General features: G+C 66.3%; 12 protein-coding genes and 1 riboswitch. Of the genes, 2 read left to right on the forward strand and 10 right to left on the reverse strand.

Features of this window, described 5'->3' with window-relative positions; all coding sequences use genetic code 11:
* Positions 1 to 8 precede the first annotated feature (8 nt).
* Entirely contained in the window at positions 9 to 2366 is a 2358-nt protein-coding gene (locus tag L6639_RS04160) for a TonB-dependent receptor (protein ID WP_237859100.1), read from the reverse strand.
* A 116-nt stretch (positions 2367 to 2482) separates the two neighbouring features.
* Positions 2483 to 2684: riboswitch (cobalamin riboswitch) on the reverse strand.
* A 72-nt stretch (positions 2685 to 2756) separates the two neighbouring features.
* Here L6639_RS04160 and L6639_RS04165 point away from each other — a divergent pair.
* The gene (locus L6639_RS04165; protein WP_237859102.1) at positions 2757 to 3329 is read left to right on the forward strand and encodes a histidine phosphatase family protein; all 573 of its coding nucleotides are present in this window, start codon (positions 2757 to 2759) and stop codon (positions 3327 to 3329) included.
* Here the strand turns inward: L6639_RS04165 and cobT are convergent.
* The 7 genes from cobT to cbiE are packed head-to-tail and all read right to left on the reverse strand — an operon-like array spanning position 3322 to position 9494.
* Entirely contained in the window at positions 3322 to 4374 is a 1053-nt protein-coding gene (gene cobT / locus L6639_RS04170) for a nicotinate-nucleotide--dimethylbenzimidazole phosphoribosyltransferase (RefSeq protein ID WP_237859104.1), read from the reverse strand. The genes L6639_RS04165 and cobT overlap by 8 nt on opposite strands.
* 10 nt (positions 4375 to 4384) lie before the next feature.
* Positions 4385 to 5134: a precorrin-6A synthase (deacetylating) gene (cobF, locus tag L6639_RS04175; protein WP_237859105.1), complete on the reverse strand. Its 750-nt coding sequence runs from the start codon at positions 5132 to 5134 to the stop codon at positions 4385 to 4387.
* The gene (cobA, locus tag L6639_RS04180) at positions 5131 to 5862 is read right to left on the reverse strand and encodes a uroporphyrinogen-III C-methyltransferase (RefSeq protein WP_237859106.1); all 732 of its coding nucleotides are present in this window, start codon (positions 5860 to 5862) and stop codon (positions 5131 to 5133) included. The genes cobF and cobA overlap by 4 nt, the downstream gene beginning before the upstream one ends.
* A complete protein-coding gene (locus L6639_RS04185; protein ID WP_237859107.1) occupies positions 5859 to 7169 on the reverse strand; it encodes a cobyrinic acid a,c-diamide synthase CobB in 1311 nt (436 codons plus the stop codon). Before L6639_RS04185 ends, cobA begins: the two co-directional genes overlap by 4 nt.
* Entirely contained in the window at positions 7169 to 7951 is a 783-nt protein-coding gene (gene cobM, locus L6639_RS04190) for a precorrin-4 C(11)-methyltransferase (RefSeq protein WP_237859108.1), read from the reverse strand. The genes L6639_RS04185 and cobM overlap by 1 nt, the downstream gene beginning before the upstream one ends.
* A complete protein-coding gene (locus tag L6639_RS04195; RefSeq protein WP_237859109.1) occupies positions 7948 to 8316 on the reverse strand; it encodes a cobalamin biosynthesis protein in 369 nt (122 codons plus the stop codon). The genes cobM and L6639_RS04195 overlap by 4 nt, the downstream gene beginning before the upstream one ends.
* The gene (gene cbiE, locus L6639_RS04200) at positions 8313 to 9494 is read right to left on the reverse strand and encodes a precorrin-6y C5,15-methyltransferase (decarboxylating) subunit CbiE (protein ID WP_237859443.1); all 1182 of its coding nucleotides are present in this window, start codon (positions 9492 to 9494) and stop codon (positions 8313 to 8315) included. The genes L6639_RS04195 and cbiE overlap by 4 nt, the downstream gene beginning before the upstream one ends.
* 10 nt (positions 9495 to 9504) lie before the next feature.
* Between cbiE and L6639_RS04205 the strand changes: the two genes are divergently transcribed.
* On the forward strand, positions 9505 to 10251 hold the full coding sequence (locus L6639_RS04205; RefSeq protein ID WP_237859110.1) for a cobalt-precorrin-6A reductase: 747 nt from the start codon (positions 9505 to 9507) through the stop codon (positions 10249 to 10251).
* Here the strand turns inward: L6639_RS04205 and cobJ are convergent.
* Both cobJ and L6639_RS04215 read right to left on the reverse strand, forming a co-directional pair.
* Positions 10227 to 10961: a precorrin-3B C(17)-methyltransferase gene (cobJ, locus tag L6639_RS04210; RefSeq protein ID WP_237859111.1), complete on the reverse strand. Its 735-nt coding sequence runs from the start codon at positions 10959 to 10961 to the stop codon at positions 10227 to 10229. The two genes, L6639_RS04205 and cobJ, sit on opposite strands and share 25 nt — an antisense overlap.
* Positions 10958 to 11689, reverse strand: a complete 732-nt coding sequence (locus tag L6639_RS04215; RefSeq protein ID WP_237859112.1) for a precorrin-2 C(20)-methyltransferase — start codon at positions 11687 to 11689, stop codon at positions 10958 to 10960. The genes cobJ and L6639_RS04215 overlap by 4 nt, the downstream gene beginning before the upstream one ends.
* Position 11690: the final 1 nt, after the last annotated feature.

Below are 11690 nucleotides of genomic sequence, written 5' to 3' on the forward strand. Positions count from 1 at the left end.
TTATGGCCTCACCATTTGAACGCAGCGGAGATCTCGTAGGTCCGCGGTGCGCCCAAGAGGACCTGGTCGGGATAGAACGGGTCGCCCCAGATCGCGTAGTGCTTGTCGGTGAAGTTACGCACCCGGAAGGTCAGGCGGGCCTGGTCGACGGCATTGAAGACCGCCTTGGGAATATCGACGAAGGCGTAGAGGTCTCCCACCGTGTACGCATTCATCGTCACGGTGTTGGCGTCGCTGTTGGTGCGATCGCCAACATGACGACCGGTGATGCCGATCTCCACCGGCCATGGCGTGAGGAACCGCCAGGACGCGCCGGCATTGGCGACAATGCGCGGTACGTTCGGCGGCGTGTTGCCCGAGAACGAGCCGCCGACGAAATCATAGTCGGCATAGCGCGCATCGACATAGGCGATGTTGCCCCACAGACGCAAAGGCTCGATCGGGCGGATCGATCCGGCGAGCTCGACGCCCTTTGAGTCCTGCCGTCCCGCGATGTTGAGCGTCTGGCCGCCGGCTGCGGCATAGACATTTTTGCGCACGATATCGTAGGCCGAGAATGACCACTCCGCCCTGTTATCCCAGAGCACATGCTTGACGCCGGTCTCATAGGTGCGCGCGGTGGTGAGGTCGAGCGGTTGGGTCGGTCCCAGCAGGAAGATGTTGTTGGCCGAGATGTCGGCGCCGGTGGCGTACTGGCTGAAGAACGTCAGGCCCGGAACCGCTTCCCAGGTGTAGCCGATGCGCCCCGTGACGGGTGCCCACGATTTCGGGAACGGAAAGCCGGCGTTCTCCAGACCGACGACGTCGGTCGAGTTGCGATCGAGCCCGATATGCTCGACGCGCAGGCCGCCGATCAGCGCAAAAGTCCGTGTCAGCTTCAGCCGGTCCTCGAACGACAGGGCCTCGTTGTCGATACGCGCAGTCTGCTCTTTGGTCGTGAGCAGGCCGTAGAAGCCGCGATCGGGATCGACGAGATCGACGGAATCGCCAGGAAAATTGGCCGCACCGGGCCGGACAAAATCGAGATAGCTCGACGAGAGCGTCGTGACGAGACGATTGTCGAGGCCAGCAATGTTCGAGTCCCAGGTCAGGTCGGTGATGTTGCCGACCAAGCGCTGGCTGTGCGCGACATAGAAACGGCTGCGATCCACTGTATTCGTCGTGGCGTTGAACGCCTCGACCTCATTGTTGAACCACGATCGCTCCGCGCCGTAAGCATAGGCCTGGCTCTTTAATGTCAGGTCGGGTGCCAGCTTCAGCTCGAAGCCGCCGCGCAGCCAGACTTCCTGTGCCACGTTGCGGTTGTCGAGCACGTTGTAATTGGTATTTAAGGTGCGATCATCGATCGTAACGGGGCCGAGATTGGTTCCGTTGAAGTTCGAGACATAAGTGCCCGAGACGATGCCTGCCGTCGCATGCGAGCTGCTAAAGGCCACGGGTACTAGCGGCGCGCCCCAATAGGCCTTGCCGCGGTCCTCGCGATACTCGATCGCGCCCCAGACCTTGAGGCTGTCGGAGATGCGGTAATTGAGCTGGCCCGAGACGTCGAACGTCTTGGTGTTGGTGTCGTCGGCAAAGCCGTTGAGCGAGGAACGGCTGACGTCGAAGCGATAGTCCAGCCCCTGCACATTGGTGCTGCCGCCCGAGCCGTAATGCGCGCGGAACGAGTTCAGCGAGTCGTACGAGAAATCGGCTTCGTTCCGGATCGGCCCCGTGTGCGGCTGCTTGGTGACGAAATTGATTGCGCCGCCGGCGGCACCCTCGCCCGATATCAGAGAGGCCGGGCCTTTGAGAATCTCCACGGCTTCAAGGTTGGCCGTGTCCATGATCCGCGATGTCATGTTCTGCGGGCCGATCTTGATGCCGTTGTAGAGCGTGTTGATCTGGCTGTTGGTGAAGCCGCGCATCGAGAAGGCCGAGGGCTCGGCAGGATTGTCGCCGGCGGTGACGCCGACCGCGCCTTGCGCAACGTCGGAGACGGTGCGGTAGCCCTGCTCGCGCATGGTCTCGGCGGAGATCACCTCGACGGTCGCAGGCGTCTGCCGCACCGTCAGGCCGAGGCGCGAAGCGCTCTCGGCAACGGCGTTGCTATTGAGCGGCGTCGGCACCGCAGCGTTCGGCGCAACTGGCTTTGCCACCGCCGCTACGGCGACAGGCCTGCGCGCAGTCGCGCGGCGTCCGCTTGCCGCGTCCCGCGCCGGCGGTTTTGCCTGCTTGCGGGATTGCGGGGGCGACACCTCCACCGGTGGCAGAGATTGGCCGGCCTGCTGCGCGAGCGCAGCGGGCGTATCGGCGGCGGCAAGAGATGTGAGAGCGGCGGACGCCAGCAGAAAGCGGCGCGGTCGTACGATACGGATGGAAGACACGGTCCTGGACCTCGGTGTGACGTCAGTGGCACGTCACCGCGAACCAAGGTCCCATCATCAGGCTATAAGCCCTCCGATGAAGCCGAATGTCTGTACTCCCCGACCGACATCTTCGCGTGTGACCACGGCTGACGGCAGGTCTCCTGGCTCGCGGGTCGTGACCGCTTCGTCGCCTTCCCGGGACCGAGGACCCAGTGGCTTGTGACGAAGGATTCACCGCTTACAGTTGCGGGGGCAGCTGCGGCGTTGGGGACAACGTCCCCGCACCGCATTCCCTTTTCATCCCCTTTCGGGGAAACCGTCGCGAGCATCTAGGATTACGGCAAAGACAGAGTCAATGTGCCGATGCGGCGATATTGCCGCAGCGGCCAATTTCCCCGGGAGATCTGCATGGAAGGCGAGACCTTCCTCTGGCTGATACGGCATGCCCCCGTCGACGGCATCGCAGGGACCATCCACGCCAATGACGCGCCCGCCGACCTCGGCGATCACGCGCAGCTGGAGGCGCTGCGTCTGTGCCTGCCGCGCGATGCGGCGAGCTATGCGAGCCCGGCCCGACGCACGGTCGAGACGGCGCGCGCGCTGGGGCTCGCGCCCGAGCTGGTGGCTGAATTCAGCGAGCAGGATTTTGGCGATTGGACCGGCCGGCGGCATGACGAGCTCGCTCGCAGCGGTGGCGAGGCCTATGCGCGGTTCTGGAGCGATCCAGCGCGCGGACGGCCGCACGGTGGCGAGAGTTTTGAGGACCAGGTCGCGCGCGTCCGGCTGGGTCTCGCACGGATCGGCGCGGGTTCGGCAGCGCTGGTCGTGCATTCCGGCACCATCCGCGCCGCGCTCTGCATCGCGCTCGACCTGACGTCGCCAGCCGCCTTGCGCTTCGTGATCGATCCGCTGTCGCTGACCAGGATCGACCGGCTCGCGACCGGCTGGCGTGTCGTGTCGGTCAATCAGCGAGTCAGCTAGGCCTGTCAGGCACATTGGCCTGCGCGAACGTTGCCATGTCGTTGTGGAGCGCGCAGGCCGATCGCACCAGCGGCAACGCGATCGCGGCGCCCGAGCCCTCGCCAAGCCTGAGATCGAGGCTGATCAAGGGCTGCACGTTCAGTGCGCGCAGCACCAGCCGATGCCCTTGCTCCGCCGATTGATGCGACGGCAGCAGGAACGGCTGGCACGACGGGTTGAGCCGCACTGCTGCCAGTGCTGCGACCGAGACGATGAAACCGTCGATCAGCACGGGAATGCGCGCCTGCGCGGCCGCGATAATCGCGCCGGAAATGGCCGCGATCTCGAGGCCGCCGACGGCACACAGGATCTTCTCGGGCGAGGTGCCCGCCACGCCATGACGCGCGATCGCGGCCTCGATCACGCGCACCTTGTGCGCGCGGCCCGCCGCATCGACGCCGGTACCACTGCCCGCGATCTCCTCGGCGCTGATGCCGAGCAGGCTTGCGGCCATCGCCGCAGACGTTGTGGTGTTACCGATGCCCATTTCACCGAAGATCAGCAGATCGGGCTGACTGGCCTTCGCCCGCGCTACTGCGCGCTGGCCGGCCTCGAAGGCAAATGCCAGCTCCGCCGGCGTGAGCGCAGGCTCAACGCTGAAATCGCGCGTGCCGTGGCGCGGCTTGTCGGTGACGATGCCCGGCAACGCGTCCTCGGCCAGCGTGCCGGCGTCGACCACTTCCAGGCTGGAGCCCAGCTCACGCGCCAGCACCGAGATTGCAGCACCTCCGGACGCAAAGTTCGCCATCATCGCGATGGTAACGGCTTGCGGATAGGCCGACACGCCCTGTGCGACGATGCCGTGATCGCCGGCGAAGATGATGATCGGCACGCGCGTCGCGCGCGGACGTTCGCTCGCCTGCAGGCCCGCAAGCTCGATCGCGAGCTGCTCGAGCCGGCCGAGCGCCCCGGTCGGTTTCGTCAGTTGCGCCTGCCGCGCGATGGCCGCCTCGCGATGATCAGCGGAGATCTCGGGGCATTTCTGGGTGATCCATTCGGGGAGCATGCTGCCTCGCTTATGGCCTGCGCTTGAGAATGTAGCTGTCCATGATCCAGCCATGACGCTCGCGCGCGTCTTGCCGCGCGGCAACGATGCGCGAGCCCACTTCGGCCAGCGTGCCGGACAGAATGATCTGGTCGGTCATACCGAGATAGGCACCCCACCAGATGTGAAGGCCTTCAGGATCCAGCGACTGAAACGCCGTGCCGCCGTCGAGCATCACAACGACGGTATCGACGCCTTGAGGCCAGCCGCCTTCGCGCAAGCGCCGCCCCGTCGTCACCAGAAATGGCTCGCCGATATCGTTGAGCGGCAGCGCATGCGCCGCGCACAGCGCCTGGATCGAGGTGATGCCCGGCACGACCTCGATGTTTGGCAACGGATTGAGCCGCCGCGCGATGCGCAGCGACGAATCGTAGAGCGAGGGATCGCCCCAGATCAGCAGCGCGACCTTGCCCTCACCGCCGAGATGATGGGCGATCGTCTGCGACCAGCTCGCGGCGACCGCGTCGTGCCAATCGTCCACGCCCTTGCGGTAGTCAGCCTCGCTGGCGTCACGCACAGGAAGATCGAACTCGGCGATCCGCGTGGTGGCGTTGGTGAGCACATCGGCGCAAATTGTTCGCCTGAGATCGGCGAGATCGGATTTTGCGGCGCCCTTGCGCGGGATCAGGACCAGATCTGCCGCGTTGATCGCGCCAATCGCAGCCTGCGTGAGCTGCGCGGGATCGCCGCAACCGATGCCGATCAGAGACAACTTCATCATGACGATGCGCCCTCCGCCAGCGCGCCGAACATGATGACCGCGGCCGTGGAGGCCGCACCGCCGCGGCTCAGCTGATCGGCCAGCTCGACAATAGTGGTGCGGACCAGACGCTCATCGGCACGGCCGAGAGATTCCGCGAACAATGCCGGCGTGCTCGGCGAGAGGCCATGCTCGATCAGCTTCGCGACCAGCGCCGGAAAGGTTCTCCGGCCCATATAGACCACGGTCGTCGCATCGGGATCGGCCAGTGCGGTCCAGTTCAGATTTGGGGGCAGCTCGCCGGTGACATCGGCACCGGTCATGAATTGCACCCGGCGCGAGGTGTGACGACGTGTCAGCGGGATGCCAGCTTGCGCGGCGGCGACGCAGGCCGAGGTGACGCCGGGAATGATCTCATAGCCGACGCCGGCCTCGCGCAGCGTCTCCAGCTCCTCCTCAAGTCGACCAAAGATGCCGGCATCGCCCGATTTCAGCCGCACGACGCGGACGCCCGTGGCTGCGTAGTCAACCAGCAGGCGGTTGACATGATGCTGCTTCGTCGACGGCCGCCCTGCCCGCTTCCCGACAGCGACGAGGTTGGCCCCGGGTCGCACCAAATCGAGGATCGCGCCGGAGACAAGATCGTCATAGAGCACGACATCCGCCTCGCGCAGCCGCGCAGCGCCCTTGAGCGTGAGCAATTCAGGATCGCCGGGGCCGGCGGAGACGAAGGAAACAAAGCCGCTCACCGGTCCTCCGCGATCAGATGAAAGAACGTTCCGGTGGCGTGGCCGCGCCGCGAACCGGTCTCGGCGACGACCGCACCCGTCGCATCGCGCACGACCGCCAGCGGCGTGTCTGGCTGGGCCAGGATCGTCGAATAGTGAAATTCATGGCCGCGCAAACGCGCGCCAACCTGATGCCCCGGCATCGGCGCCGCGAGCGCGGCAAGGCGATAGCCCAGATGCATGCGACGCTTGGCAAAGCTCGTCTCCAGTCCGAGCAGGCCCGCCATCTCATGACGGATACCCTCGGCATCGGTCAAAGCAGTGCCGAGCACCATATACCCCCCGCATTCGCCGTGCACGGGCCGCGTCTCGGCGAAGGCGCGCAGGCCGCTGCGGAAGCGCATGTTCGCCGCGATCTTTCCGGCGTGAAGCTCGGGATAGCCGCCGGGGAGCCAGCACACATCGGCGCTGGCGTCGGGCTCTTCATCCGCCAGCGGCGAGAAGGTCGATATCTCCGCGCCGGCCGCGCGCCAGGCTTCCAGCATGTGCGGATAGACGAAGGAGAACGCGGCATCGCGGGCGAGCGCGATGCGTTGGCCGGGCGGCATCACGTTCAGGCCATTCGTTACGCCTTGCGGCGACCTGGAAGCCGCCGACCGCAGCACCGCATCGAGATCCACATGCTCGGAGACAAAGCGCGCGGCCTCGTCGATCAGCTTGCCGATCTCCGCCTGCTCCTCGGCCTGCACAAGGCCAAGATGCCGCTTCGGCAGGCTGATCTCCGCATGGCGCGGCAGCGCGCCGAACACGGCGATGCCGGCCTCGTTGAGCGCGCGCCGCACAAGGTCTTCGTGACGCGGGCTGGCGACGCGATTGAGCACGACGCCCGCAAGGCGCACGCCGGCGCGATAATCGCGAAGACCCGCGGCGATCGCCGCGGCCGTCTGCGCCTGCCCGGAGGGATCGATCACCAACACCACCGGCCAGCCCAGCATCTCCGCGATATCAGCGGTGGCGCCGGTGCCGGTGACACCGCGCGCGGCGACGCCGTCGAACAGGCCCATCGAGCCCTCGGCGAGCACGATGTCGGCGTCGCTGCCACGGCTCACCAAATGTTCGATCGTCGCGCGGTCCATCGCCCAGCTATCGACGTTGACCGAAGCACGGCCTGTGGCGGCTGCGTGGAAGGCCGGATCGATATAATCTGGGCCGCTCTTGAAACACTGCACGTTCAAGCCGCGATGGCGCCAGGCGCGCGCGAGCGCCAGCGTCAGCGTGGTCTTGCCGACGCCGGAGGCCGGCGCGGAGATGACAAGGCCTGCCGCCATCACGACGCCTCCGGAAAGCGCGGCTCAGCGCCGACGGGCCGGTAGCGCCGGTCGTATTCAGCAGCATAAAGCCGGCTCTCGTCGAAATCCGCGGTGCCAAGTGTCCTGCCGACCAGGATCAGCGCGGTGCGTTCCATCTCGGCAGCTACAATGGCATCGAGCGTTGCCAGTGTGGCGCGGACGATGCGCTGGTCCGGCCAGCTCGCGCGCCAGACGATCGCGACCGGGCAATCCCCGCCATAATGCGGGGTGAGTTCGGCAACGACCTTGTCGAGCAGATGAATCGACAGGTGAATGGCGAGCACGGCGCCGGTCGCGGCGAAGGCCGCGAGCTTCTCGCCCTCGGGCATTGCGCTGGCGCGGCCCGGTGTGCGCGTCAGCACGACTGACTGGGCAAGACCGGGCAGTGTCAGTTCGGTTTCGAGCGCCGCGGCGGCCGCGGAGAAGGACGGCACGCCGGGCGTGACCGTGACCGGAATGCCGAGCGCGCGCAGACGGCGAAGCTGCTCGCCCATCGCCGACCAGATCGAGAGATCGCCGGAATGCAGCCGTGCGACATCCTTGCCCTCGGCATGGGCGGCGGCAATCTCGGCCATGATCTCGTCGAGCGACAGCGGCGCGGTGTTGACGATACGCGCACCCGGCGGGCAATGCGCCAGCACGCCCTCGGGCACCAGCGAGCCCGCATAGAGGCAGACCGGACAGGACGCGATCAGATCGCGCCCCCGCAGCGTGAGAAGATCGGCTGCGCCCGGCCCGGCGCCGATGAAGTGCACCGTCATGGGCCGTCTCCTTCCGCGATCGCGGCGGTCGCGGTGCGATCCTGCGAGATCGCGCGCGTCGCGATCAATCGCGCGCGGACGCCGGCGGCCGCGAGAGCTGCTGCCTCAGCGACCGATCCTGTGCCGAACGTTTCGGTGATCCGCTTCGATTGCGTCGGCGTTTCGATGGATGCCAGCACGTCGGCTGGCACAGCCTTGATCGGAACGCCACACTCGTGCGCCAGCTGCTTCAGCACCTCCGCGTCAGCCTTGTCGCTGATGGTCGCTACGGCCGCGAGGCCGCCTGGGCCGCCTGCGGCCACGAGCGCTTCGCGCAATGAGGCCAGCGTCGCTTCCTTCTTGAATCCGAGCCCGGCGACCTTCATCGGACCGTACTCCATTGCACCATCGGACGCGTCGTCTCCCACGCGCGGTAACGGCCGAGCGGAGCGGCATGCGCAATCTCGACCCGCATCAGCTCGCCGCCATGCTGTTGATGCAGTTCGCCGAGCAATGCCTCCGTCTCCAGCGTCACGGAATGTGCAACCAGCCGTGTCCCCGGCGCAAGTCGCGACCAGACGGCATCGAACATTGCGCGATCGAGACCGCCACCAATGAAAACAGCATCCGGCGCGTCCAAGGTTGCGAGCGCTTCGGGCGCAGTGCCTGCGATGACCGTGATCTTGTGTTCCAATCCGAACGCTTCCGCATTGCTGCGGATGTTGGCGGCACGATCCTCGCGCGCCTCGACAGCGATCGCAGACCCGCCGCCCAATGCCCATTCCACCGAGATTGATCCAGAACCCGCACCGATGTCCCACAACCTCCTGCCAGGACACGGCCCGAGCACTGAGAGCGCCAAGGCGCGCACCGGCCGTTTTGTGATCTGACCGTCGTGGGCAAAAAGAGCGTCCGGGAGGCCTGAGCCGCGAGACAGCCCGTCCGCCCCCCTCGCCTCGAAGGCGACAGCAACCAGATTTACAGTGGGAGCACGCGTATAGGTCTCCGCGTGATACTTGCCGACTTTTTCATGGGGTCCGCCAAGCGCGGCGAGAGTCCAGAATGGCGAGACACCCCATCCGCGCTCCGTCAGCCATCGCGCCAGATCGCCGGCAGCTTTGCCGTCTCGCACGAGACAAATGATCCGAGCGCCGTCCGCCAGATGCGGCACAAGACGTTCGAACGGCGCAGCATGAAGACCGAGGCAGATGACGGATTCGAGCCGCCAGCCCAGCCGCGCGGCGGCGAGCGAGAAGGTCGACGGTGCGGGATGTGCGATCCACTCGCCGCCGCCGAGTTTTTCGGCGAGGCCTGCACCTGCGCCGTACCAGAAGGGATCGCCGGAAGCCAGCACCGCAGTCGGCCGGCCGCGGCAACTGAGCACGACATCAGAATCAAATGGCACTGGCCAGGTGCGGCCACGGCTCCCCGCATTCGCGAGCGCTAGATGGCGCTCACCGCCGAACACGGTTTCCGCGCCAGCAAGCGCCTTTCGGCTTGCTTCCGACAGCCCGGCAAGGCCATCTTCGCCGATACCGATGATGGTCAGCCAGGGATCAGCCAAGGAATCAGCCATGATGCGCGCCCTTATTCTGGGCGGGATTGCCGATGCGAGCCTGCTCGCCGCGGAGATCGCGCGCGCAGGGATTGATGCGGTGTATTCCTACGGTGGGCGCACGCGCGCGCCTGCCGATCAGCCGCTGCCGACCCGCATCGGCGGCTTTGGCGGCGTGAGCGGACTTGCTGATTATATCCGTAGCGAACGCATCACCCATGTGATCGACGCGACGCATCCCTTTGCCGCCGAGATGAGCCGTCATGCCATCGACGCGTGCGCGGAGACCGGTACGCCGCTGATCGCGCTGGAGCGCGCTTCTTGGGTGAAAGCACCCGGCGACATCTGGATTGAAGTCGGCGATGTCAACGCAGCGGCCGCCGCGCTGCCCGAGGCGCCGGCCAACGTGTTTCTCGCCATCGGCCGTCAGCACATCGCGCCGTTCGCAACGAAGCCACAGCACGCCTACACGCTGCGGTTCGTCGATCCGCCCGAAGCGCCCCTGCCCTTCGCCGCGGATGTGATCGTATCGCGCGGACCGTTCACGCTTGACGGCGAATTGGAGATGATGCGCACGCGCGGCATCGCCTCGATCGTCGCCCGCAATTCCGGCGGCGACGGCGCCCGCGCCAAGATCGATGCGGCCCGCATCCTCGGCCTGCCCGTGATCATGATCTCGCGACCGAAGCTGCCTGAACGGCTGCGGGTGGAGAGCGTCGCTGAGGTGATGCAGTGGCTCGGTCATCGGACCTGCCTCGGCGCATAGACCCAGTGGCCGACGCGCCGCGTCTGGGAATTGCCGACGATGACCAGCGTGCGCATATCGGCCATCTCAGGCGTCGCGTCATTCAGCGTCACGGTCGCGATCTTCTCGTCGGAAGCGCTGATCGCGCGCGCGAAGATCACGAGGCGCTCGCCGCAACCAGCCTCCTTCAACACGGCCAGCGCGCGGCCAAATCCTTCCGGCCGGCTTGCCGAGCGCGGATTATACATCGCAATCGAAAAATCCGCTTCCGCGGCAAGCCGCAGCCGCTTCTCGATCACCGTCCACGGCTTCAGATTATCGGAGAGATTGATCGCACAGAAATCATGGCCCAGCGGCGCACCGGCGCGCGCGGCGGCGGCCAGCATCGCGGTGATGCCAGGCAGCACGCGGATCGGCAGATCCTGATAGTGCGGCGCCCGTTCGAGCGCCTCGAACACGGCCGAGGCCATCGCGAAGACGCCGGGGTCGCCGGAGGAGACGATAACGACCTGGCCGCCTTCGGCCGCGAGCCTTAATGCTTCAGCCGCACGCTGGAGCTCCTCGCGATTGTCGGAGGGATGCAGGGTGAGCCCGGGTCGCGCCGGCACACGCGCAACATAGGGCGCGTAACCCAAGATATCGGTCGCGGCAGCGAGCGCGGCGGACACCTCCGGCGTCACCAGCGCCTCGCTACCCGGGCCGAGGCCCGCGATGGTCAGCGTGCCCGTCATTCGGCGGCGTCCGGAAGCCGGCCCTTGCCGTGCACCAATACGATCGCGAAGTAAGGACACTCAGCGGCGTCGATCTCCGCAAGCCGCGCGACGCGCTCGCCCGGCATGGTGCCGCGCTCGACCAGCCAGGCATCGTTGAGCCGCCCGGCGGACGCGAGCGCGCGCCGCACTTTTGCAAGATTACGTCCGGTCTTCATGATCACAACCGCATCGGAATCGCGCATGCGGCGTTCGAGCTCGGCTTCAGGAAGCGTGCCCATCAGCACCGTCGTCACGTCGTCGCCGAGGGCAATCGGCTGGCCGACGCCATTCCAGCAGCCGACCATGCCGGGAATGCCGGCAATCACCTCGATCTCGACGCGGCCCTGCAGGCGCGTGTGGAGGTGCATGAAGGAGCCGTAAAAATAGGGATCGCCCTCGCAGAGCACGACCACGTCGACGGCACGCGAAAGCCGCGCCAGGCGCTCCGCCCATTCGTCGTAGAAGCCGGCGAGAAGCTGGACATAGTCCGGGCTGTCGAAGGCAATCTCGGTCGTGACAGGGTATTCCATGGGATATTCAGTGACGTCGCCAGCCAGCATCCCCTCGACAATGCGCCGCGCCTGCCCGGGCCGACCCTTCTTGCGGAAATAGGCAACGTGCTTGGCGCCACGCACCGTGCGATCGGCGCGCACGCTCATCAGATCAGGATCGCCAGGGCCGAGACCGCAGCAGATGATGCGTCCCATG

This window comes from Bradyrhizobium zhengyangense (genome assembly GCF_022012555.1).
In the GTDB taxonomy this organism is placed as follows: domain Bacteria; phylum Pseudomonadota; class Alphaproteobacteria; order Rhizobiales; family Xanthobacteraceae; genus Bradyrhizobium; species Bradyrhizobium zhengyangense.